Below are 24810 nucleotides of genomic sequence, written 5' to 3' on the forward strand. Positions count from 1 at the left end.
AGAAGTTAGCATAAAATTACAGTCGAAGTTCAGCTGAGATATTTGAGATATTTCCTGCTGAGATAAGTATAAAAAATCAAACAGCAACACTTCTTCCATCAAATTTTACCAATTTATAGTAAATTTCAATTACCAATCCCATGCCAAATCGTCGTTATCCTCCCGCCTACTTACGCTATCTCAGAGCCAGGTTATGGAATCTAGGGCGACCTGGTTTTTGGGTAACTGCAATTGTTTTGTCTGTAGTTGGGCTAGTAACCTGGGAATACTGGTCAAATCCAGATATTTTCGTTTATAAGCAAAAAAACGAAGTCACTTCCCAAGCACCTGTTGATTCCTCCCTATCAGAGGAAAATAAAGCGATCGCAGCAGACATTGATAACCTACCAGTTTTGTTTAACGACTTTGAAGAAGCAGCTCTCTCATTAACGGCAAATACGCCTAAAGAAAAGGCTAAAGACAAAAGCAAAGGCTTCTTAGAGGATGTAATTAAAAAACAAAATTCTCCTGGTGATACTAAAGTAAATCCTGCTTTAGGCGTTAATGGCGACACCTCCCCAGCCGTGAAAAATCCCTTTGTTACACAAACAGAAAATTTATTGCGTACTGGGACGGCTGATAGTGGTAATCAGTTTCTCGGTCTTAAAACCTTAAATGGGGCGTCTGAACCAACAGGGGGAGAACAAACATCTTCTAACCTGGATATTGGATTGACCAATCAAACTAACAAGAGTCAAAATTCTCTCTCAATCAATCCTCTGCAAGCAGCACTCAACCAATCGACAAACCAGAAATTTTCTAGTTTCAATGGTACGACTTCAACTCAGACAAATGCCTTGAACGGAGTCTCTGACCCAGCAACAACGCTAATGCCACCCATCAACAGCTTACCGAATCAGAATTCTCTACCAAGTACTGGCTTAACTCCTGGGAAAAACTACACGTCAACGGGTACAAACTTACCGCAAAGTCCCTACACTAATTTAAATAACGGTCAGGTATTGCCTAATAATGGTTTAACTACAGGTACGAACTTGCCGCAAAGTCCCTACACTAATTTAAATAACGGTCAAGTAGTGCCTAATGTAGTACCAGTGACACCCCCAGTCACCTCAATCGCACCAAATAATATTGCACCTTACTCTAGCCAGAGTCCGAATCAAAGTGTTGTCACACCCACCAACCCTTTCGGATACGGTAATAATGGATTGCAACAACCGACGCAACCAGCACAATCTAATTATGGGAATTATGTGCAACAGCAACCAACACAGTCTAATTCCTTATATCTTCGTCAGATTCGAGACAAATATAGAAGTCCTGGGCAAAATTGATTTGAAGTACATCGGCTAGAAAAAGTCTAGTTAGTACAACACGGCGTAAATAAACCACCCATTTAAAATCAATGAAACGCTTACGCTCTATTAATTTTGAATTTTGTTAGCGTAGCGTTAGCGAATCTGTGAGCGTCATTTTGAATTTTGAATTCCGCCTTGCGGTACTAGGGTGATTGTGGGCTATTTGGAATCACCGGAACCTCTGGTGTTTCGGGTTGTCGCTGTTGTCGTTGCAAATATTTACTCAATACATAAGCCATATCCCCACGAGTCACAGGTTTTAATGGGGAAATATTACCTTGAGCATCTGTGTTCAGAAATCCTTCAGTCGCTACAGTAGCGATCGCTTTTCTAGCCCAAACTGGGATAGACTTTTCATCTGGATGTGAAGCCAAAATTTCATTCACAGCCTCATCGGGAAACTGAAATACACCATAAGCCTGGGCGAAAATAGCCAGAGCTTCTGCCCTTGTTACCTTTTGGTTAGGGAAGAATTCATTGCCTCGATAGCCTTTCATGATGTCAGTTTTTAAGACTGTCTGTATATCATTAAATGCCCAATAAGAACGAGGAACATCTGGAATCACTAAATTTTGTTTGTTAACAGCTTCTCTTTTATCTAGCCGAAATGCTTTCACCATAATTGAGGCTAATTCTGCTCTACTGAGTAACCTTTCTGGATAAAATTTGCCATCGGGAAAGTTTGTCATCCATTTAACAGCAGTTACCTGTTGAATAGAATCAGATGAGCTTCCAGAAGTAGATTCTGGTGCTTGAGCAATTGCAGGCAAGTTTTGTAGTAGTGCCACTAAAGATAGAGTAATTGAAAGCCGATGCATCATAAATAACCACCTTTCGCCGCTAAGGGAACTCCAAGAAATAAATTATCCAATATTGTGGGGTGGGCAACATGAGTTAATTAGATATTTTTTTATTTGGAAGTCCCTAACTTGAATTTAAAAAACTACGTTACTGAGGTTAACGCAAAATTTAGTCTCAGTTGATGACGAGTTTAGGCTAGGCAATGTTGCGTAGCTACGTAGGGTGTTAACTGATTTTCATAATCAAGAGAGTAGAAATCAGCAAAAACTTGTTTTTTAGCTTTCATCTTTTGGCGTTATCGGCCCACTACTATGGACTATAGTCAGTTTTTCAGGAATTTTGGGAATGACAACAACAGATCCCGTAACGTTGATGAAGCAAGAAGTTGGCAAAGCCGCCGCCGCCCTGGTAAAGTCGGGTTCCATTGTGGGGTTAGGTACGGGGTCAACTACAGCATATACGATTCAGTTTTTGGGCGATCGCCTCAAGTCTGGCGAACTCAAAGATATCATTGGTATACCTACCTCCTTTCAGTCAGAAGTGCTGGCAAAGCAGTACGGCATCCCTCTCGCCACCTTAGATGCTGTTGATCGCATCGATATTGCCATTGATGGGGCAGATGAAGTCGATCCGCACAAGAATTTGATTAAAGGCGGTGGTGCAGCACATACCCGCGAAAAAGTCGTAGACTACCTGGCTGAACAGTTCATCGTTGTGGTAGATAGTGGTAAGTTGGTAGACCGCTTAGGTTCTAGTTTTGCTGTGCCTGTGGAAGTGATTCCAATGGCCATTACTCCTGTCACCAACGCCATCAAAAAACTCGGTGGTAAACCAGAACTCCGTATGGGTGTCAAAAAAGCTGGCCCAGTGATTACAGATCAAGGGAACTTTGTCTTAGATGTCAGATTTGACTCTATTGAAGATCCAGCCGGACTAGAAAAGACATTGAATAACATTCCCGGCGTTCTGGAAAATGGTATCTTCGTTAACTGTGTCGATTTAGTTTTAGTTGGCGAAGTCAAAGATGGTCAGCCATTAGTGCGGCAACTGTAGAATTTTGGATTTTGGATTTTGGATTTTGGATTGAAGATTCAAAATTCAAAATCTAAGATTTGGTTAAGCAATCATATCATGTCCGGTTTAACAGTGTTTAACACTTGTCATTGCGTACTCCTTTCCTACAGAACGCTACGCGAACGGAGAACCCGCAGGGTACGAAGCGTTAGCGTAGTGAACGCGAGTGCGTCTCGTAGTGACATATCGTAAGTGATTGAGCGGACATGATATCATTCACTTTTCAAAGTTATCTCAATACTTTTCGGATAAACCCAATAATCTCTCTTTTGGTCTGGGGAAAGGTTAAAGGGCAATGGGGAAAGGGAAATTCAAACCCTTTCCCTTTCCCTTTTCCCCTTAACCGAAAAGTATTGAAAGTTATCTATGTCAGTGCGAGCCTACACGTATGCTTTCTTCGTCGAGATTGTCTGGCAGAAATCCACCTGCCTGCATTTTCCATAATCTGTAGTAAGCGCCGCCGAGTGCCAGCAGTTTAGCATGGGAACCATCCTCGATAATCCGACCTTTGTCGAACACCAAAATCCGGTCTAGATGGACGATGGTAGATAGCCGATGAGCCACTACAATGACCGTTTTCCCATTCATTGCTAAGTCGAGGGTATCTTGGATCGCTTTTTCGGTGATTGAATCGAGGCTAGAGGTGGCTTCATCTAAGATCAGGATCGGCGCATCTTTGAGAATTACTCGCGCAATCACAATCCGCTGTCTTTGCCCTCCAGAAAGCTTCACACCACGTTCGCCTACCAGAGAATTGTAACCATCCTTACTTTGGACGATGAAATCGTGAGCATGAGCCTTGCGTGAAGCTTCAATCACTTCCTCATCGGTTGCATCCAAGCGTCCGTAACGAATATTTTCTAGCAAAGTGCGATGGAACAGAGATGGATCTTGGGGAATCAAGCTGATCTGGGCGTGTAGCGCATCCTGAGTCATATCTCGAATATCAACCCCATCAATAATAATCTGTCCAGATTGTGGGTCGAATAAACGCAGAATTAAATTGACAAAAGTGGATTTTCCAGAGCCAGACAAGCCTACTAGTCCGATCCGCTCTCCCGCTTGGATGGTGACAGAAAGATTGTGAAAAACTTTCTTTTCATCTGTGTAGTTGAAATTCACCCGCCGAAACTCAATCTTACCTTGAGTGATTGAGTGGGCGATCGCTTTCTCGCGATCGACCAACTCGTGCGGTTGAACGATGGTAAAGACACCATTGGCAACATTACCAATATGTTCAAAAAATTCCAGAAAGCGGCGGCTCAAATTGCGGGCTTCACTGATGATCAACAGTGATAAGCTAGTTGCTACAACAAAGTCAGCAGTAGCGATCGCTCCTTGACTCCAAAGAGAGAGCGAGTAATATAAGGTGCTAATTTTTAGAATAGCTGCTGAGATGAACTGAAACCAGCGAATTCGCTCTGAGTACCAGTTGGACTCTCTCACGTGTTTGAGTTCGTGCCTTAATTGCTCATTCAAATAGCGTCGTTCAAAACCAAAGCGGGCAAATAGTCGGCTACTAGTGAGATTTGTGACTGTATCTACAATGATGCCAGTTGTCTCACTTCTGGCGGCTGCGGCTTTCCGGGAGTAAAATCGGCAACGAGTTGCTAGCCAGAACGAAATACTAATGAAGAGAACTGCCCATATCCCCACGAGTGCAGCCAAGGGAGGGTAGGCGCGATACAGTATCGTCGTAGCGACGCTATACACAACGATTACTGGCATAAATTCAGTAATCATCATTTGCATCGTCTGGGTAACACCCAGAGAAGTTTCGCTAATCCGATGTGCCAATGCTCCAGAAAAACTACTGCTCAAGTAGCGATGCGAATGGTGTTGCAAGTAGGCATATAGCGATCGCACAATATGTTGTCGATGGATGGGATGGAGAATCGTCTGCAAGAGTCCAGCTGAGCGCCCGAATACCACCTCACCCACACTCAAGCCGATGAACAGCATTAGGGGTTGCTTCATGGCATCAAAAATGGGCTTACTGTCGCCCGTCGATCGCGTCACACCCCGGATGATCTCGCCAATAGCATAGGGCAACATAATGCCACAGGTTGCGTGTACGATCTCCAGGATCACCATTAACAGATACCACCAGCGAAACTGGTTCACAAAATAGCAAATGAACCTGAAGGGAGTTGATGGTAAATCTGGTGCATCAGGAGCGCGTTGAAAGGATTTAGATTGTCTAGTTTTTTTCGTCATGAAAGTCGATCTCTTAGCATCATTTTAACTTTTCTACTAGATAAAAATGGACGACTGAATCAGCCGTCCGATGGCATTAAAGACTTTTAGAAGTACTCCACTAGACCATAATTTCTGATGGTGTGATTGCAATTAGTCATTGGTCATTAGTCATTAGTCATTTGTCATTGGCTGCGTTCCTAGTTTCTAACGAAGAGAATCTCCTCTTCGGTATTCGGCGGTTATGTCGTCTAACTTTTGTTTCAAATTGTCGTCAAGTTTTAGTTCTAATGCTTTGAGGTTGTCAGTAAGTTGTTCTGGGCGGCTAGCGCCAATGATGGGGGCAGTGATAATGGGATTAGATAAAACCCAAGCTACTGCTAGGGTGGTGAGGGACAATCCAGCGAGATCCGCTACTGTGCGTAAATCTTCAACAGTATTGAACTCGCGATCGTGCCAGTAGCGATCTTGATAACGTTCTGCGGCAGCACCTAGCGTAAAACGAGTGCCTGAGGTGGGGCCTTGAGCAAGAATGTGTTTGCCTGTAAGTAAACCACCCGCTAAAGGATTGTAGGAAATTACACCCAGTCCTTCTTCTTTGGCCAAGGGCAATAGTTCTCGCTCAATTTCGCGGAATAACAGGTTATAACGAGGCTGAATTGAGATGAACTTAGTTAAATTGCGTGTCTCGGCGCGACCCAAGGCGCGGGCGAGTCGGTAGGCTAAAAAGTTGGAAACCCCGATGTAGCGTGCCTTGCCAGCACGAACTACTGCATCCAGCGCTTCCAGAGTCTCATCAAGAGGGGTTGACGCATCGTCGGAGTGCAACTGGTACAAATCGATATAATCGGTTCCTAACCGCCGTAGAGAAGCATCGATCGCATCCAAAATATGTTTCCGCGAAGCCCCCTGATCCCAAGGTGCAGGACCAACACGGCCGACGCACTTGGTCGCCAAGATAAAATGTTCACGTTTGCCTTTCAGCCAGCGCCCAACGATTTCTTCGGTGCGTCCCGCAGTAGCAAGCCCGCCACCGAGGGGATAAACGTCGGCTGTATCCAAAAAGTTGATTCCGCCATCAGCAGCAGTGTCAAGGATGTGCCTGGAAGTTTCTTCGTCAGTCTGCAATCCAAAGGTCATGGTGCCGAGACAGAGGCGCGAGACAGTCAATCCAGTTTTACCGAGATTGGTAGTTGGTAAGGTCATAGATATGTTGTTGATTGAGGTTGATTGAGAAAGTTTTAAAATTTTTAAATAGAATGCGACGTGGGCTTTAACGCGAAACTAAAACGCTATGCAATAAATGCCTTTTTTAAGGCGTGAACCAATTTAACCAACCTTCCCAGCTTTGGACGATCGCGGCAAATTCTGCATAACCATCTGCTTTTGGATGAGCGCCATCATTGGCTTTTGCTTCTGCTAGCCAGATTGGCGACTTTACCAGACTGGAAAACACATCAAGATAGGGAACATCTAGTTGATTACAAACCAATGCGAATTCCTGTGATAAATTTGCAAGAATTTGATTTCTTTTTTCTTGATCGACATCACCGCAGGGTGGCGGACTAACCATCAAAATCGGATAGAGTTGCTTTGCTTGGCTTAAGATATTGTGAGCATTGGCGATCGATTCAGAAAGTTCGATTCCTTGCTGTTTACCCGCCCATCCTGAATCATTTGCCCCAAAGGAAAATACTACTCGACCATCGGATTCTTTTGGGAGACGATAGGAGACTTCCGAGTACCAACGTTTTTTGAGATACCGACTTGTCTCTGCCCGTACCCCCAAGTTGTAATGGGTGATAGCGTATCCTCTTGATTCAGCATTGCGGCACACTCTACCTGTCCAACCCAGAAACTCTGGATCGCCTGTGCCATTGACAAAGGATTCACCAATAAAACAAATTCTGATTTCTTTGCGAGAATCTGACATAAGTCACGTCGCTTTGCTCCGAATTCAAAATTCAAAATTTAAAATTCAAAATTAATGATCCCCATAAATAAATGATGTTGTTGGTCAGTTATGTTAGGTAGACAAGACTTTGGCGTGGTAGCTCAGTCAAATGATGCCTACCTAACAGAATATTGCAAGTTAGTTTTTGGATATTTCACCTCAAGCAACTACAGAAATTTCACGACGGCTCTGGGAAATTAGCCACTGTTGCAACTTGGGATCGCCGTATACCTCATCTGCAATAAAATGATCGCCATCGGGCAGTATTGTCAAATCAACTTTCCCCCCGACTTTGCGTAAGCGCTCAACAAATTGTTCTGTATCCTCAATCGGCAGATTTTTGTCCTGTCCACCTTGGAATATTTGAACGGGAATGTCTTTGAGTGCAGCTAGTTCGCTTTCTGCTAATGTTTTGGGTACTCGTCCAGACACAGGTACTAAACCTGCGAAGCGATCGCTCTGCAAAGCAGCGATATGCCAGATACCCGCCGAACCTAAGCTGAACCCGGCTAATATTACCCGCGCTGGATCGACGGGTTGGGAAGCGATCAATTCATCAACCAAAGCAAGCACATCATCGGCTCGATCTGCCCAAGTCTGTTCAGCCGGAATCTGGGGTGCAGCAAATACATAAGGTAAGGAGTTGGATGAATCTACAAAACGAGGTAGTCCCCATTTCAGCAACACATTCAAATCTGTGCCGCGATCGCGTCCTCCATGCAAAAACAATACCAGGGTTGCAGGTTTGTTGGCATCGTCAGAAACAGGCGAAAAAAGATAAGGCAAGGAACCATTGTTGGTTTCGTAAGAGCGTTGTTCAACAGGCATAGTTTTGACTCCTAATTTGGTTTGAGCATTGGGCATGGGGCATTGGGTACAAAAGGCAGAGGGGAAAAATTTACTGCAACTTCTCCTCTGCTCCTCTGCTCCCCATTCGCCTGTGTACTACGCCTTGACAGGTTGTTTCCACACTGCGGTAGCGTACAGCGATGCATCGAAGTCTGGCGCGATGTTGTCGCTTGTAATTCGTGTCTCGTGCAGTGCCCAATCAGTGAAGAACAAGTCATGAGTGATGCGCGACACTATTGCCGGGACATCACGCCGGATGCTGGGTACGTCGCCGATGGGCAGACCGAAGCTCACAAAACCAGCTGGGTTGAAGACGTGAATATCCTTGAGGTAAGGTGCGCTACCGGGTACTTTTTCTTGGTATTCGTGGGCGCTGCCAAGATAGGGGTGTGTGCCCAAGTCGTCGGCGCGTTGGTCGGCTGGTGGTTGATAGCGATCGCGCCAAAGTGCAATATGCTGTGCAAAGTCAGCTAGTTCGGGCCGCTTTGTCGGATCAACAAAGTAACCGGTGCCTGCGATCGCAAAATCGAACTCAAAAATATCGTCGTTCACCTGAGCGACGATGCGGCCACCTTGCTCGTGCGCCGATCTCCAGTTTGCAGATAAGTGTAGGTGGAAGTTGGGGAATGCGATCGCCCGTTCAATTGCGTCGGCTGGTGGTGTAGAACCAACTTCACGAAAGCGCCAAGCTTGGAACCAGCGGGCTGCATCAGGTAGTTCTGGATAGTTGTAGTAAGCGCCAGGATATCCGCGCACGCGATTTATCGGCAGCGATGCGATCGCTGGTCGCCGCGCAAACAAATGCACCGCTTTTGCACCCGATTCCAGCGCCACCCCTGCGGCGTCGAAAGCTGAGGCCGCAGCACCCAACACTGCTACAGTTTTGCCGCGCAATGCGGCGAAGTCGATGATATCGACGGTGTGGGCATACAGCCTGCGTGGTAGATCGTCTAACACTGGTGGCACGTATGGGCCGCCAGTACCAGCCACCCCATTAGCAAAGATAATCTTGCGCGTCGTCTCTACCTGTGGGACACCGTTCACCTCAAGGTGCAGGCGAAAAAAACCTCCGGCCGGCTCAATCCGCACCAGCCGCGTCTGATACCGAACTGTGATGCCCAAGAATTGCCGATACCAGCTAAGATACTCAGCCCATAACAATCTGGGGATACGGTCGATCGCTGCGTAGGCATCAGCACCGTGTCGCGCCTCATACCATGCCTGGAACGACAGCGCCGGAATACCAAGTTCAGGGCCGGGCAAGTTTTTCGGTGTGCGTAGTTTATTCATCCGCGCTCGGTTGAGCCACACGCCAGCATGGGCTTCATCGTCCGCTGCGTCGATCACCGTCACGCGGCCGATACCGGCGCGCCGCAGTGCAAATGCAAAGACGCTGCCGCTACCGCTGCCACCCACAACCGTAACGTTGTGATCGACGCCTTGGCGATCGGGTATCCAGTTATCGGGATCGGGGCCAATTAGGCGTAGCGCCTCGCGGGCCCCAATGTCAGGATCAGTCGTTATTGTCATGTCGATCTCCCAAGGTGAAACACTATGAGGATGAGGGGGATGAGGAAGATTAACAATTCAAAATTAAAGACATTTCAGACGGGGATTTAAACCCCGACTTTAATGGGTACTACATGTAGATGTAGAGGTCTTAAACCCTTTAATTTACGATAATCTCCCCCGACTCCCTCACCTCGCCTTTTACGCAACTACTAGGCTCTTGTCCACTTGTTGAAATTCGGTGTTACTCACCTTAGATTCGATCGCTGTACCCTTGAAGAAATTGGGGTTAGCTTGGGTGTAAAACTTGTAGGGATTAGCGAATACATAGGATTTGAAGTCGGCTTCGGAAATAACGCCTTCTTGTACGAGATCCCAGCTTTCAGCCAAGGGAGAGGTGAGGTCTGGTACATCCCAGTGACCAACATCGGAGGAATAGATGGCGTTGATCTTGACTCCCAAGGGATTGGCTTTGTCATTGAATGCCGTAGCGATGGTGCGATCGTCGGACTCGGAACCAAAGAAGAAACTGTTCACCCAGCGATCGCGAATGTCTTCAATTGTTTCAATGCCTGCTGCTGCAAAATCGTTCAATTCGCTACCGATGGGCGCACGGCTATGACGGCTGAATGAAGCTCCCAGTACAGTTTTGGTCAATTCATCCTTATCGAGGGAATACCCTTGAGCAACTTCTGCACCATAGCGCTCAAATATCTCAAATAGCTCATCGGCATTGGTCAAGGCTGGATTGTAGTTTTGCAGTGCCTTGATGTTGCGCTTCAAGAACCGATCCACCAAATGGATGTAGACACGCGCACCCCAATCTGCGCCACCTTCTAGCATCGCTACGCGCAACTGTGGAAAACGCTTGGTAACACCACCAAAGAACAACGCCTTGGCAAATGCTTCCGAACCATCGGCAAAGTGACCGATATGGTTGTTCATGTAGTTACTGATAGAAGAGCGGCCAGTCCAGCCTTGACTGCCGTAATGGGTGGTGACGGGTACGCCCAGTTCCACGACTTTCGCCCAGAAAGGATCGTAGTCGTATTCACTATCTAGTCCGTAAAAGTCGATATAAGAAGCATACTTGGCGATTTCGGGATATTTATCAGCTGGATATTTATCAGCGATCGCTTTAATTGGCCGCTTTACACCTCCAGTGATATTAATCACTTTTAATCCAAGTGTTTTCACGGCAAACTCTAACTCCTCAATGCCTTCTTCGGGAGTAGTTAAGGGGATACCAGCAACCGGTGTTAGGCGATCGCTATATTTCCGGTAGATATCAGCATGATAGTGATTGACCGCGCGTTGCAGTGCTTGACGATTCTCTGCACTGGCTCCAGCCGGGGCTAAAACATTGTTGGGAAACAGCACTGAATAGTCCGATCCTTGCTCTGCTTGACGCTCATAGAGCAATCCGGGGAGGGTGTAAGTAGCAAGATCCAGTGTATTTTTAGTAACTCTAGCCCACCAAGGCGATCGGATTGTCCGGTTGTATTGACGTTCTTCAGGGGTTTGTTGATACCAGTCTTTACCGTTGCTCTTAGAGTTGAGACGAGAAGCTTCGGTCTTGCGTAACTCGTCTACAAGTTTCACACCGCCGTACTTAGCGATGTAATCTTCAAAAGCTGGCGTGAAATCATTGGTATGAACATCGGTGTCGATTACTGGATAATCAAGGGTTGCTCTGATTGCAGCAGAGCGTGAGGTCTTCAATCGGCTATATTCAGTCATATTTTTCCTTGCCTACGGCACACTACGTGAACAAAAATTACAGATATTGACAAATACATTTCCTGTAGAGACGACGATTTATCGTGTCTCTCCACAATCGCGTCTCTTCACAATTTTCAAGTTCTGTAGGGCGGCGATCTACAGAAGGTGCAATTTAAAAGGTTCTGTGAAAAATTCATTTATGCCACCACCAGATTCTTGTCCAATTGTTGAGCGGCAAGACCATTACCCGGCCGACGCAATCCAAGGTTTTCACGCAAGGTAGTGCCCTCATATTCGGTACGGAAAAGTCCGCGTTTCTGCAAGATGGGAACAACTAAATTAACGAAGTCATCTAATCCTGTGGGCAGAATTGGCGGCATTATATTAAAGCCGTCTGCTGCACCGTTGCTGAACCATTCTTCAAGCTGATCGGCAATACTTTCGGGACTGCCGATAATCGTGCGATGACCCCGCGCCGTTGCAACAGAGAGATACAACTGGCGCAGCGTCAGGTTGCCGCGATTTACGAGATCCGTCAGCAACTTCAGGCGACTTTTACCACCATTGGTATCACTGGGCAATGGCGGTGCAAGATCGTCGAGTGAATAGCCAGATAAATCGATGCCCTTATAACGCGTTTTCAGTAAACCCCATGCTACCGATGGATGAATTAGCGATTGCAGGAATTCGTATTTTTCCTGAGCTTCTTCTTCAGTGCGGCCAATCACGGGAAATACACCCGGCATGATTTTCAGATCGTCCAGTTGGCGGCCATATTTAGCCAACCTACCTTTCACATCAGCATAAAATTCCTGCCCGTCTTCTAGTGTTTGGTTGGCAGTAAAAATAACTTCAGCAGTCTGTGCCGCCAGTTCACGCCCAACTTCCGAAGCACCAGCCTGGACAATCACCGGATAACCTTGAGGTGGACGACCGACGTTTAAAGGGCCTTTGACAGAAAAATGTTTGCCTTTGTAGTTGAGTGTATGCAGTTTATTCGGGTCGAAATAGACACCAGATTCTTTGTCTCGGATAAAAGCATCATCTTCCCAGCTATCCCAAAGACCTTTCACCACTTCTACAAACTCTTCGGCGCGTTCATAGCGCTGGCTATGCTCTAAGTGTTCGTCACGGCCGAAATTACCCGCGGCATTCTCATTACCTGTAGTGACTACATTCCAAGCTGCTCGACCGTTACTCAAATAGTCTAGTGAAGCAAACTTACGGGCAAGGGTGTAGGGTTCTTCATAAGTGGTCGACGCGGTAGCAACAAAGCCAATGTGTTTAGTTAGTGGGGCCAGTGCGGAAAATAGCGTTACTGGCTCGAACTTAGCTAATTTGCCATTGCGCTTTAGCACCTCTGGTTCACCACTATCTTGTAGGCTGGGGCTATCGGCCAGGAAAACAGCATCGAACAATCCCCGTTCGGCGGTTTGGGTAATTTCCTTGTAATGCTCGAAATTTAGCCCAGCATCAGCTTGTGAATCGGGGTGTCGCCAAGCGGCGATGTGGTGGCCAGTGGCTTGAATAAATGCACCTAAACGAAGCTTGCGTGTTGTACTCATCTGCTTTTTTCTACAATGTCTGAGCGATCGCGGAGTGTATCGTAGAGAAGATTACAATCGGTATTGAATGACACTAAAAAAAGCTCAAAAGCTTGTTTAGTGTATCCTCGTTCCCAGCCTCCAGGCTGGGAATGTATTCCCAGAGGCTCTGCCTCTGCTCAAGAAAGAGGAAGCGGAGCCTCCCAGAATGGGTTCCAGCACTCAGAACTCAGCACTCTTCATGCCAACACTAATCTCTCATCCACTTGTTTGACGGCAAAACGATTGCCAGGACGACGCAATCCCAGGTTTTCACGCAAGGTACTTCCTTCGTATTCGGTACGGAACAGTCCCCGTTTCTGAAGCACAGGAACGACTAGGTTAACGAAGTCATCTAACCCAGTGGGGAGGATTGGCGGCATGATATTAAAGCCATCTGCTGCACCGTTGTTGAACCATTCTTCTAGCTGGTCGGCAATGGTTTCGGGAGTACCAAGTATGGTGCGATGACCTCGTGCGGTAGCAAGAGAGAGATACAACTGGCGCAGTGTGAGAGTGCCACGAGTAGCCAAATCTTTGACTAGTTTGAGACGACTTTTGTTAGTGTTGGTGTCGCTGGGTAGTTCGGGAGCCACATCATCTAAAGAATATTTCGATAAATCCACACCTTTGTAATAGTTCTTTAAAATGCCCCAAGCGACATCAGGATGGATTAACGATTGCAGAAATTCGTATTTCTCTTGAGCTTCTGCTTCAGTACGGCCAATGATTGGGAAAGCTCCAGGCATAATTTTTAGATCGTCTGGCGATCGCCCATATTGTGCTAGCCTACCTTTGATATCAGCATAAAATTCCTGGGCATCAGCTAGGGTTTGATTGGCGGTGAAAATCGCCTCAGCAGTACGTGCAGCTAAATCTCGTCCTGATTCAGAGGCTCCAGCCTGGACAATCACCGGGTAGCCTTGGGGCGGACGACCGACGTTTAGCGGCCCTTTGACAGAGAAATATTTGCCTTTGTGGTTCAATGTATGCAGTTTATCCGGGTCAAAATAGATTCCAGATTCTTTGTCACGGATAAAAGCATCGTCTTCCCAACTATCCCATAGACCTTTCACCACTTCCACGAACTCTTCAGCACGTTCATAACGCTGACTGTGTTCTGGGTGATGCTCAAGTCCGAAATTAAGTGCAGCATTCTCATTGCCTGTAGTAACTACATTCCACCCCGCCCGGCCTTTGCTCAAGTGGTCTAGGGAAGCAAACTTACGTGCCAGGGTATAGGGTTCTTCATAAGTGGTCGAGGCGGTGGAAATGAAGCCGATGTTTTGGGTTACAGAGGACAAGGCCGAGAACAGGGTGACTGGCTCGAAATGGGCGATTTTACCGTTACGATGCTGAGTTTCTGGAGCGCCGCCCCAAACTCCTGGACTATCCGCCAAGAAAACTGCATCAAATAAGCCGCGTTCAGCAGTCTGGGTAATTTCTTTGTAATGCTCGAAATTCAGTCCTGCATCTGCTTGTGAATCGGGATGCCGCCAAGCAGAGACATGGTGTCCGGTGGCTTGAATGAATGCACCTAAACGAAATTTGCGTGTTGTACTCATATATTTTTTTCTTTTCTATTGCGTTAAGGGACTTTCAAATAAAAAACATCCCAAATTTTTCTTGTGGGATGGGTGAAAACACCCATTCCATATTCAGCAGACTTCGGCATGAGCTATCAGTCGAATGCTGCTCGCTCCAAAAGATGGATAATTTATTTCTTGTTAGTCCCTAAATCCGAAAAATGCTCGAATAGCATATCGATAAAATCTTTTCCCCGTAAAACTTTGAGGTATTCGTGTCAAGCACTCAGGCATTCACATCTTGCTACACGCTGAATGTAATTATGGAATGCTCTCTAGCAATCAAACTTGCCGAAAAATCAAATAACCGAACTGTAAGTAAAGTTAATACCACAGCAGAATTAGGGATGCTGCTGCTTGGCGATTGAATTACCATAAATTTATCTAGTAATTTTACCCAGCAGATAGAGCGTACACGATCAATCCAAAAAAAGATGTACTGGAAATCACAATACCATTAAAATCTAATTATTAGCTTCTCGAACATTAAGTATTGCAAACTAACTTATACCTGAGTATTATGATACCCAAAGGTTGTTACGTAATGCTCCAGGTTAGTTTGACCTCTCCCCACGACTAGAAAGCGGGGGTTTCACTCTCAATACTTCTCGGTTAAGGGGGAAAGGGGAAAGGGGAAAGGGAAAAGGGAAAGAAAAAACCTTTAACCCAAACCCGATTCCGAGTTAAAAATGCAAAACTCGAGAAGTATTGGAACCATAGGCGTCAATCATCTCCTCAATCATTCTGTGGAGTTCTCTAAATCACATTCTCGCGTTCTTCTCTGCGCCTCTGCGTGAGACAAAAATCTTTCAGTAATTACGAATTACGAATTACGAATTATCCTATCAAGACTTGCACTCACACTTTCAGCATCCGGTGACTTCAATCGCTGCAAAATCTCTAAAGCTGGTTGCAAATAGGATATCGCTTTAGTGTATTCACCCTGCTGTTCTGCCAAATGTCCTAACCACCACAGAGTCATTGCTTTGCCTTGGTCATCACCAACGCCTTCAAATATTTCCAAAGACTGATTAAAAAGTGCGATCGCTTCATCCACTTCCCGTTTTCGGCGTAGATAGCTGCTAAATTGTGCAACGTCGTCACTTTGTCTCGGACATTACCAATACGTTCAAATATTTCCAAAGACTGATTGTAAAGTGCGATCGCTTCATCTACATTCCCTTTATTAGCGTAGATATGTCCCAGATTGTGCAACGTCACGGCTTTACCTGCGACATTTCCAATGCGTTCTGTTATTTCCAAAGACTGATTGTAGAGTGCGATCGCTTCATCTACATTCCCTTTATTAGCGTAGATATGCCCCAGATTGTGCAACGTCGCGGCTTTGCCTTGGACATCACCAATGCGTTCTTTTATTTCCAAAGACTGATTGTAAAGTGCGATCGCTTCATCCACTTCCCCTTTGTTGGCGTAGATATTCCAGACATTGCAACGTCACTGCTTTGGTTTGGACATCACCAATGCGTTCACTTATTTCCAAAGACTGATTGAAAAGTGCGATCGCTTCATCCATATCCCCTTTATTGGCGTAGATACGTCCCAGCCAGTGCAACGTCGCCGCTTTGGTTTGGACATCCCCAATACGTTCACTTATTTCCAAAGACTGATTGAAAAGTGCGATCGCTTCATCCATATCCCCTTTGTTGGCGTAGATATATCCTAGATAGTGCAATGTCGCCGCTTTGCCTTGGACATTACCAATGTGTTCTTTTATTTCCAAAGACTGATTGAAAAATGCAATCGCTTGCTCTATTTCCCCTTGGTTGGCGTAGATACTTGCCAGTTGGTGCAACGTCGCCGCTTTCGTTTGGACATTACCAATGCGTTCGTTTATTTCCAAAGACTGATTGTAAAGTGCGATCGCTTCCTCCAATTCCCCTTTGTCGGCATAGATACCTGCCAGATTGTGCAACGTCGACGCTTTACCTTGGATATCACCAATGCGTTCTTTTATTTCCAAAGACTGATTGTAGAGTGCGATCGCTTTATCAACTTCCCCTTTGTTGACGTAGATAGCTGCGAGTTGGTGCAACGTCACTGCTTTGCCTTGGACATCACCAATGCGTTCTTTTATTTCCAAAGACTGATTGTAAAGTGCAATCGCTTGCTCTACTTCCCCTTTGTTAGAGTGAATACCTGCGAGATTGTGCAACGCTGCCGCTTTGCCTTGGACATTTCCAATGCGTTCTTCTATTTCCAAAGATTGATTGAAAAGTGCAATCGCTTGCTCTACTTCCCCTTTGTTAGCGTAAATACCTGCGAGATTGTGCAACGTTGCCGCTTTGCCTTGGACATTTCCAATGCGTTCATTTATTTCCAAAGACTTATTTAAAAGTGCGATCGCTTCATCCACTTCCCCTTTGTTGGCGTAGATATCTGCGAGATTATGCAATGTTGCTGCTTTGCCTTTGACATTTCCAATGTGTTCATTGATTTCCAAAGACTGATTGAAAAGTCCGAGCGCTTGTTCCATTTCCCCTTTGTTGGCGTAGATATTTGCCAGACATTGCAACGTCGATGCTTTGCCTTGGACATATCCAATGCGTTCAGTTATTTCCAAAGACTGATAGAAAAGTCCGAACGCTTCTTCTACTTCCCCTTTATTGGCTTTCAGTATCCCTAAACAATGATAAATTGATGCTAATTCTTGTTCGTCTTCTGCGGGACAAAGATTTAAAGCTTGTTGGTAATAGTTTAATGCTTGCTCAACCTCACCCATTTGGTGTTCACAATAAGCAATTTCTCTGATAACACTATGATTTTTAGTAATTTTTAAGGTTGATTTGCACAAATGTATTGCTTCCCGAAATCGACTTTGATCCCGCAAGTATATCGCCAATGAACTAGCTATTTTCCCCGCAATTCCTTCATCCTTCCCCAACAAAGCCAAGCGATGAATTTCTAAACTTTGTGCTTCCGTAGCAGTTCCCGCCTCCCACCACAGACGATACAAAATTTGTGCAGCTTGTTTATACAACTCTTCACCCTTGGGGTTTTCTGGAAACTCAAGCAACGGTGACAAAATCCGGGGAACACGATACAACCTCTCAGTGTTGTTGGTGAGGGTAACTTCCAACAAACCCAAAATTTCAGCGCGTTGAATATGACTTTCCCAACTTGAGATATCCTCACAAATCGGGGAAATCGCAGCTTGAGGAACAGGTAACTCATACACCAACAACTTCCCCAGCATAAGACGCAAAGCTGGAGTTTGCTGCTTCAGCAATTCTTCAGCCAAAATATCCTCACGAAATTCCTTTTCCTTATCTGCCATCTTTTGCAGAATCATCTCAACTCCCCTCTCCGCTTCCGGCGACTTCGGGGAATTTTGCAAAATCTTATCTAACCATTCCAACAGCCGAGGATTTCCATCAGCTGCTTGTTTGGCACGTTCGGGCAAATCTGGCTGAAATTGCCAACTGCCATTAAACGAATCCAGATGATTATACTTTTTAATTAAATCTGCCCCAGCCAAAGCCCCCAGAGGTTCGCGGTACAGACGAGGATTCAGTTCCGACAAAGTGAAATTGTAGCGACAGGTAATAATTACCTTGTGGGGAAGTTGGGAATTTTGCATCGCCTTCAGCAACGCCAGCAGTACATTCACAACTTGTGGTTGCAAGACATAAACCCCATTTCGTAAATCCAAATTAGCCTCAAAGTCATCCAGCACAAAGGCAAAGCGCTGTTCTTTGGTATTCAGTCCTTCAGTGAAAAACTTGGTGAGGCGCTGCATCAAGGGTAACTTGCCATTGAGAATTTCATGCCCCCGTTCCGAGGTACATTGTTCAGCCAGGGTTTTGAGCAGTTTGTCCTCATCGAGTTGGCGAAAGTTCACCAGCCTGTGATAGCCAACCATCCTTTCCAGAAGTCGCGCCGTCACAGTACTCTTACCCACACCCCCCAGTCCGTGAATTAGTACCCCTAATGAAGTGCGAATAGCTTTGAGACAACGTTGCAAAGTCCGCCGTCTCCCAACAAACTCAGAGGGTTTCGCCACCCGCACCTGTTGGGTATCGGGATCTAAAAACTGTTGGTATGCAGGTTCTGGCGCAGAGGGTGGCACATCTCCCGACACTTCCACCAACGCACCCGGACATTCTCCTTGGACATATAACCGCAACAAATGCCAGTCACGTACATTCTGTTTAAACAACTGCTGGTAAGTGCTAGCGAGTGCTTCAGCTAATTGATATCCGGCTGCCAATTTCCCGTAAAGGTGCGCGGCGGCGGCTGTAGCTGTCCGATCTTCCACAGGCCGCCCCCAACTTAAAACCGCCCTAGCGCCTTGTGCAATTAGTGCCTCAGCCATTGAAGGGACAGCCCCTTTATCTGCGGCTTGTCCAGTCCGACACCCAGATAAAAACACCAACTTAGGAAAGCGAAACCGAAAGACTTCCGCCAGTTCTGCGGCTGTGGTTTCGTGGCGATCGCCAATTTCCGTCTCAGTGATAAAGTAAGGCGTATAAGGTGCTTCATCTTTAATTGAGGCGTGTCCTGTGAGGTGAAACACATCAAAGTCATTAAAATAGCGACTCCACACCTTACCCAATTCGCTAACGCAACCGCTTTCTTCCACCCGCAAATCTACAGCAAAATCTCGCGTATCTGCCAGAATTCTCGCCTCTTCCTGTTCAAACTCTAACTTTGGTTGCACATCTTCCGGGTCGGTTGCCATAAACAATACTCGCAATTGTCGTGGTTCCACAGAAAACGGTTCTGTTTCTTTCTCAATCCAGCGCAGAGGTAACACCACTGGATTAACCCGCTTCACCAAAAAATCCTCACCATCATGCAGCACTTCCCAAGGTAGATGTGCCAGTTTTTTATCAGTATCAATGGCAATTACCAACCCCTCACCGCGACAGTTAGCAATTCCCCGACTCAACCACCGTCCATCCCCATCCAACCAAAAAAATAACTGCTTCCCGATTCCTGATAAATTGGGCAGCAGTTTATAATAATCGCGATCGCCTTGCTTGAGAAAATCAGCGATTTCTGCTAATTTCAGGCGACGTGATTCATAGTGCTTTATTTGAGGTAGCCAATACCTGAGTTCAACTGTTTCCTGCGTACTTTCCCGAAGTTGAATGCGGATAGTTTGCACTTATTTGCTGATAGATTTGAGGATTTCCGTGATTTCCTCTATAGTAGCTTCTTCAAGTAAAATCCTGTTTCCAGTCTCAGGGTCAAGAATTATGACATCAAATTGCTTCCCTGGATGGGATTGATGCCATTCTTGATACCATTTGCGAATTTGTTCAGCTAAAGCCGCAGCACCGCCGACAATACCGATAATAGTAGCGATCGCTGCTAGAGTTGCCTCTTTTTGGTTTGGGACTTCGTAGGTTCCCGATATTCCAGGAATTTCTAGCAAAGCCTCGGCTGCTGCTGGTGCGCCTTCACCTTCGATTCCGATTTGAATTTCTGTCATAAAGTTACCTGCGAATTTATACAGTATTTTTATCTCACGCAAAGGCGCAAAGGCGCAAAGAAGAAAGGATTTCTAAATTATTTAGTTTGTGTTATGGCAATTGTCTAAAATAAGGCAACAGATGCAAACCTGGAAACCCAGATTGAATCTGACTTTCAAAAATTACGAGTTACGTTAGCAATGTAGGAGCGTCATTATCAATTACAAATTACTTTAAGGGACTAACAAATAAAAAAACATCCGAAATTTTCTTGTGGGATGGGTGTCCGCACTGCGTGCCGCTACGCTAACACCCGTCCCATATTCAGGGCGGGCAGGATGCCCACCCCACAAGATGGATAATTTATTTCTTAGAAATCCCTAAGTCCTTTTTTAGCAGATGAACAATATGGTTCAGACTCCAGTTAATGCAAGTCAAATCCAAAAACTATGAGAAGTTCCAATTAATTCCTATCTTTTGGGAACTATAGATTTAGTTACAGGAGATTGACTATGAATGATCAATGGGAGCCTCTAAATCCTGATGATGATGTTGTGCATTTTCACCAAGAAGTATTTGAAAATTTACCCCGCACTCAAATAGTGTTTCAGTTATTAAAGGAAATCAAGAAAATTTGGGCTGAACATTGTATGTCGTCAGGATCAAGAGTATTTGGAGAAGGATTTGAATGTTGTGTTTTAATACCCGGTCAACAATGGCGAACAGGTAAAATTAGAGTCAGCCTAGAATTTTGCCCTGATGAAACTGAAATCAAACGGGAAAACTCTCCGCTCGACGATCTTCGGCAGCAACTAAAGGAAGGTAAAAACTAATACTAAAGCTTATCTACACAGATATAATAGAAAATTATCTTTGTGTGCGCGCTGAAAAAAAAATGGTATGGACTCCCCTACACGCAAAAATCCATCGCACCATCCGATCGCGCCACTTATTTGAACGCAACCAGCGTCTATTAGTCGCTGTCTCCGGCGGACAAGATTCTTTGTGTTTAATCAAATTACTTTTAGATTTACAATCCAAATGGGGATGGTATTTAGGTATTGCTCACTGCGATCATCGCTGGCGTTCTGACTCCGAAGCTAATGCTCTTCACGTCGAAAATTTAGCGAAAATTTGGGGTGTATCGTTTTATTTAGAAACAGCAAACAAACCGATAAATAGTGAAGCTGCTGCACGCGATTGGCGCTATCAAGCTTTAAGTGCGATCGCCCAAGCAAATAATTTTCAATATATAGTTACAGGACACACAGCTAGCGATCGCGCCGAAACTCTCCTCTACAATTTAATTCGCGGTACTGGTGCTGATGGCTTACAAGCCCTGACTTGGCAACGTCCTCTAACTACAGACATTGTGTTAGTGCGTCCACTTTTAGAAATTACTCGTTCACAAACAGAGCAATTTTGTCAAGAATTTCAATTACCAATATGGGAAGATTCCACCAATCAAGATTTGCAATATGCCCGCAACCGCATTCGCCAAGAATTAATACCATATTTACGAGATAATTTCAACCCTCAAGTAGAATCAGCCTTAGCCCAAACAGCAGAACTACTGCAAGCAGAAGTAGAATATTTAGAAAAAGCTGCCCAGGAGTTGCGGGATGGGGCATTGGGTATTGGGGATGAAAAAAATTCCCTTACTCTTCTTCCCTTGAGGTTAAATCGTCGGGTATTGCAGAAAGCACCACTAGCGTTGCAACGTCGGGTGATGCGTCAGGTGTTGCAGCAAATATTGACTGATGCGCCCAGTTTTGAACACATTGAAAAATTAACAGCCTTAATTATAGCGCCCAACCGATCGCAAACCGATCCATTTCCTGGTGGTGCGATCGCTCAAGTAGAAGGCGACTGGATCTGTTTGAAATAGTTTTGAGTATTGCTATTGCAAAGCAGGGAAAGGTTTGTCGAATTCACGTTAAGTTTAGATAAGCCCAAAACAATTGTAGAGAGGGCGATTTATCGCGTCTAGTGCATTAGACATAGGTTTGGTTGCGCTTTACTCCACCCAAAATATATCAGGATGTTGGCTTTGGCAAAGCCTCCAACGCCACTTAACTACAACGAGGGGAGACCGCGCAATGCAGTTGCTCCCCAACCTACAATTTTTTTGCAACATTTTAGCCTTGTCACGCTACTACTCAATGCTAAGTTGTTCAGAAACATTATCACAGCCTATTCTCTGGCAATAACTATATCGTTGGACTTAATAACGGCATAAGCCTCTTTCCCTTCAGACAAATCCAACTCTTCTACCGATACTCTGGTGATAATCGAAGTTAACTCAACTTTGTGAACAATCTCCAGCGTCACCTCACTATTAACAGCTCCAGTGACAACTCGCTTCACAACACCCTTAAGAATATTGCGGGAGCTAACTTTGAGTGGTTTCTTTTGAATACTAATTTCGATCTCAGGTATTTGAGTGTAGATATCTTGCTCTTCTGTGTTTATATTTGCTAGCGAGTTTGATGATGAAGAATGTTGATTAAGACCACGTACCAATTCCCGAAGAATCTCGGTCTTGGTTCGCTGAGACTGACCGCAAAACTCTTCCAAAATCTTTCGCTCTTCTTCTGAGGTTTGGAATGTGACCCACCCTTGTTCTTTTCTAGGCATATTTTTACCGATATAGTTGGTTAGATGTTGGTATATTTGGTACTATTTTACCTAGCATCAATTTTATGGAAGAAACCTTTCAAACGCATTTTTTATGAAAAGAAGACAAATTTTTGGTTTCCTGGGTATAGTAGTTGCTGGCTGGCTGTTAGCAATTGGTTTACCATTAGTTACTCCTTCTCCTGTAATAGCACAGTCAAACACCAACATACTTGTGTCCGCAGCTGCCAGCTTAAAAGAGGCGTTGGAAGAAATTAAGCCTTTGTACCAACAAAGTAAATCAAATATCAATATTAGTTATAACTTTGGGGCTTCTGGTGCGTTGCAACAACAGATTGAACAAGGTGCGCCAGCGGATATTTTTGTCTCTGCCGGCAAAAAGCAAGTTGATGCCTTGGAAGAAAAAGGACTATTGCTGCCAGGTAGCCGTACTAACTTAGCAAATAACCGTCTAGTCTTGATTGTGGCTCAGGATGTTGTTGGCATCACTAGTTTTTACAATTTAACAGATAGTAAGATTAAAAAAATTGCGATCGGTGAGCCTAGAAGTGTACCCGCTGGTCAATATGGAGAGCAAGTATTAAAGAAATTGAAAATTTACGATCGCGTCAAGTCAAAATTAGTCTTTGCTAACAATGTGCGTCAAGTTTTGGCAGCAGTAGAAAGTGGTAACGCCGAAGCAGGTTTAGTTTATGCAACTGATGCCAAAATTTCCAACAAGGTAAAAGTCGTAGTTGCTGCCGATGATAAGTTTCACTCACCAATTGTCTATCCAATAGCTGTACTCAAGAGCAGTAAAAATGCTTCTGCCGCTAAGGAGTTTGTCCAGTTTTTATCTGGTAGTCAAGCCAAAACTGTACTCAAAAAATATGGGTTTATCGTCAATTAAAGGATTGAATACCAATTCTTGGTAAAGCTGCACAAAATTAGTCTTGGTGAGACAAGGGGCTTAAGCCCCTTATTTTTTATGAAGAAGGGGAAGGGGGAAAGGTAAAAACCGTACTGCGTCCCGCTCCGCTAACGCCCACAAGTGGCGCAAAATAATCCAAATTTTATGAGGAAGGTAAAAACCGTACTTCGTCCCGCTGCGCTAACGCCCGTAAGTGGCGCGACCTGTTCATCCCTTTCCCCTTTCCCCTTTCCCCTTTAACCTTTTCTCTTTTATGCAGAAGCCGCTGACTGCAATTTTTCTAATCGTGCCAGCACTTCTGAACTGTGAATGGTTGGGTTGACTTTGACAAAAGTCTCGCGCAAGACACCTTGAGGATCGATGATAAAACTATGACGCATAGATAAAAAGCCCAGCCAAGAACCATAAGCTTTACTTACTGAACCATCAGTATCAGCCAACAGGGGAAATTTTAGTCCCTCTGAATCACAAAATTTGGCATGAGAATCAATGTCATCAGCACTAACGCCAATAATTTGGGTATTTTTTTCGAGGTATTGGGGTAAGTCTTGCTGAAAACGACGAGCTTCTATAGTACAACCAGAGGTGAAGTCTTTAGGATAAAAGTAGAGAACTAGCCATTTACCGCGCAAGTCAGAGAGGGAAATTTTGCCATCACCTGTGTTGGTTGGCAAAGTAAACTCTGGTGCGGGTTGATTAATGGCCGGAAGTTTACCACCAAGGGCATTCGCAGCAGTAGTGAAATTCAGCCAGCTGATGATAGAAATACAGCTGGCAAATAATATGCTTAAAAAAGTGCGGCGGGAAATCATGGTACAAACCAGAATCACAACTTTACACAAGTTTACAATTCTTGGTCGCGAGAAATCTCATTCTAAATTAGATTCGGAAGGGCTATCTGTGCTTTCGATGTATTGACTATCTAAGAGAAAAGCCCCCCTAGTAAAGCGAATACCCCAATATCCACCGGGTCTACGGTCAATGACTATGCCTTCTTCGCCAATGTGAATCACATTAGGAGGGCGCAGCATAGGCATGGGTTCAGCAGTTTTGACGTAGGCTGGTAGCGCCACAACCCGGACTTTACTACCAATTGCGAATTCTTTAGACATCTTAATCAAGCTGAGAGTTTTGAATTAACTCATAACTCATAACTAGCTTGAAAGTCTAGTGACATACTCCTACACTATTGCTGA

The 24810-nt window shown here is 45.0% G+C and carries 22 protein-coding genes; 6 read left to right on the top strand and 16 right to left on the bottom strand.

The features are described 5' to 3' along the window. Positions 1-140: 140 nt before the first annotated feature. The gene (locus tag FD723_RS31355) at positions 141-1334 is read left to right on the top strand and encodes a hypothetical protein (protein ID WP_179068822.1); all 1194 of its coding nucleotides are present in this window, start codon (positions 141-143) and stop codon (positions 1332-1334) included. 167 nt (positions 1335-1501) lie between these two features. On the opposite strand, the gene FD723_RS31360 is transcribed toward FD723_RS31355, so the two are convergent. Further along, entirely contained in the window at positions 1502-2176 is a 675-nt protein-coding gene (locus tag FD723_RS31360; RefSeq protein ID WP_179069346.1) for an S-layer homology domain-containing protein, read from the bottom strand. 328 nt (positions 2177-2504) lie between these two features. Between FD723_RS31360 and rpiA the strand changes: the two genes are divergently transcribed. Beyond that, entirely contained in the window at positions 2505-3212 is a 708-nt protein-coding gene (gene rpiA, locus FD723_RS31365; RefSeq protein WP_179068823.1) for a ribose-5-phosphate isomerase RpiA, read from the top strand. 390 nt (positions 3213-3602) lie between these two features. Here rpiA and FD723_RS31370 read toward each other — a convergent pair whose 3' ends face one another. From FD723_RS31370 to FD723_RS31405, 8 genes are all read right to left on the bottom strand, one after another. After that, positions 3603-5450, bottom strand: coding sequence for an ABC transporter ATP-binding protein (locus FD723_RS31370; protein ID WP_179068824.1), 1848 nt, complete (start codon positions 5448-5450; stop codon positions 3603-3605). Between the two features lie 186 nt (positions 5451-5636). Then, on the bottom strand, positions 5637-6635 hold the full coding sequence (locus FD723_RS31375; protein WP_179068825.1) for an aldo/keto reductase: 999 nt from the start codon (positions 6633-6635) through the stop codon (positions 5637-5639). 106 nt (positions 6636-6741) lie between these two features. Beyond that, complete coding sequence (locus FD723_RS31380; protein WP_179068826.1) at positions 6742-7362, bottom strand: GDSL-type esterase/lipase family protein; 621 nt, start codon at positions 7360-7362, stop codon at positions 6742-6744. Between the two features lie 180 nt (positions 7363-7542). After that, complete coding sequence (locus FD723_RS31385; RefSeq protein ID WP_179068827.1) at positions 7543-8211, bottom strand: dienelactone hydrolase family protein; 669 nt, start codon at positions 8209-8211, stop codon at positions 7543-7545. 117 nt (positions 8212-8328) lie between these two features. Then, on the bottom strand, positions 8329-9762 hold the full coding sequence (locus tag FD723_RS31390) for an FAD-dependent oxidoreductase (RefSeq protein ID WP_179068828.1): 1434 nt from the start codon (positions 9760-9762) through the stop codon (positions 8329-8331). A 180-nt stretch (positions 9763-9942) separates the two neighbouring features. Next, entirely contained in the window at positions 9943-11481 is a 1539-nt protein-coding gene (locus FD723_RS31395; RefSeq protein ID WP_179068829.1) for an amidohydrolase family protein, read from the bottom strand. A gap of 179 nt (positions 11482-11660) precedes the next feature. After that, positions 11661-13028 (bottom strand): LLM class flavin-dependent oxidoreductase, encoded by a 1368-nt coding sequence (locus tag FD723_RS31400; protein ID WP_179068830.1) that lies wholly within the window; start codon positions 13026-13028, stop codon positions 11661-11663. A gap of 218 nt (positions 13029-13246) precedes the next feature. Then, positions 13247-14611 (bottom strand): LLM class flavin-dependent oxidoreductase, encoded by a 1365-nt coding sequence (locus FD723_RS31405; protein ID WP_179068831.1) that lies wholly within the window; start codon positions 14609-14611, stop codon positions 13247-13249. Between the two features lie 236 nt (positions 14612-14847). On the opposite strand from FD723_RS31405, the gene FD723_RS31410 reads away from it, so the two are divergent. Then, positions 14848-15000 (top strand): hypothetical protein, encoded by a 153-nt coding sequence (locus FD723_RS31410; RefSeq protein ID WP_179068832.1) that lies wholly within the window; start codon positions 14848-14850, stop codon positions 14998-15000. Positions 15001-15455: 455 nt separating this feature from the next. On the opposite strand, the gene FD723_RS43260 is transcribed toward FD723_RS31410, so the two are convergent. From FD723_RS43260 to FD723_RS31430, 4 genes are read right to left on the bottom strand one after another with little or no spacing between them, the layout of a single operon-like run. Further along, entirely contained in the window at positions 15456-15689 is a 234-nt protein-coding gene (locus FD723_RS43260) for a tetratricopeptide repeat protein (protein ID WP_256874991.1), read from the bottom strand. Next, on the bottom strand, positions 15611-16048 hold the full coding sequence (locus FD723_RS43265; RefSeq protein WP_256874992.1) for a tetratricopeptide repeat protein: 438 nt from the start codon (positions 16046-16048) through the stop codon (positions 15611-15613). The genes FD723_RS43260 and FD723_RS43265 overlap by 79 nt, the downstream gene beginning before the upstream one ends. Continuing rightward, complete coding sequence (locus FD723_RS31425) at positions 16041-19760, bottom strand: tetratricopeptide repeat protein (protein ID WP_179068833.1); 3720 nt, start codon at positions 19758-19760, stop codon at positions 16041-16043. The genes FD723_RS43265 and FD723_RS31425 overlap by 8 nt, the downstream gene beginning before the upstream one ends. Continuing rightward, complete coding sequence (locus FD723_RS31430; RefSeq protein WP_179068834.1) at positions 19761-20087, bottom strand: hypothetical protein; 327 nt, start codon at positions 20085-20087, stop codon at positions 19761-19763. 492 nt (positions 20088-20579) lie between these two features. Between FD723_RS31430 and FD723_RS31435 the strand changes: the two genes are divergently transcribed. Then, positions 20580-20900, top strand: a complete 321-nt coding sequence (locus tag FD723_RS31435) for a KGK domain-containing protein (RefSeq protein ID WP_179068835.1) — start codon at positions 20580-20582, stop codon at positions 20898-20900. Between the two features lie 62 nt (positions 20901-20962). After that, positions 20963-21955 (top strand): tRNA lysidine(34) synthetase TilS, encoded by a 993-nt coding sequence (gene tilS / locus FD723_RS31440; RefSeq protein ID WP_179068836.1) that lies wholly within the window; start codon positions 20963-20965, stop codon positions 21953-21955. Between the two features lie 305 nt (positions 21956-22260). On the opposite strand, the gene FD723_RS31445 is transcribed toward tilS, so the two are convergent. Next, the gene (locus tag FD723_RS31445) at positions 22261-22704 is read right to left on the bottom strand and encodes a molybdopterin-binding protein (RefSeq protein WP_179068837.1); all 444 of its coding nucleotides are present in this window, start codon (positions 22702-22704) and stop codon (positions 22261-22263) included. 94 nt (positions 22705-22798) lie between these two features. On the opposite strand from FD723_RS31445, the gene modA reads away from it, so the two are divergent. Beyond that, positions 22799-23593 carry a molybdate ABC transporter substrate-binding protein gene (modA, locus tag FD723_RS31450; RefSeq protein ID WP_179068838.1) on the top strand — a complete coding sequence of 265 codons (795 nt, stop codon included), beginning with the start codon at positions 22799-22801 and terminating at the stop codon, positions 23591-23593. A gap of 272 nt (positions 23594-23865) precedes the next feature. Here modA and FD723_RS31455 read toward each other — a convergent pair whose 3' ends face one another. Beyond that, positions 23866-24426 carry a peroxiredoxin gene (locus tag FD723_RS31455; protein WP_179068839.1) on the bottom strand — a complete coding sequence of 187 codons (561 nt, stop codon included), beginning with the start codon at positions 24424-24426 and terminating at the stop codon, positions 23866-23868. A gap of 57 nt (positions 24427-24483) precedes the next feature. Beyond that, positions 24484-24726, bottom strand: a complete 243-nt coding sequence (gene sipA / locus FD723_RS31460; RefSeq protein WP_179068840.1) for a regulatory protein SipA — start codon at positions 24724-24726, stop codon at positions 24484-24486. Positions 24727-24810: the final 84 nt, after the last annotated feature.

This window comes from Nostoc sp. C052 (assembly GCF_013393905.1).
In the GTDB taxonomy this organism is placed as follows: Bacteria; Cyanobacteriota; Cyanobacteriia; order Cyanobacteriales; family Nostocaceae; genus Nostoc.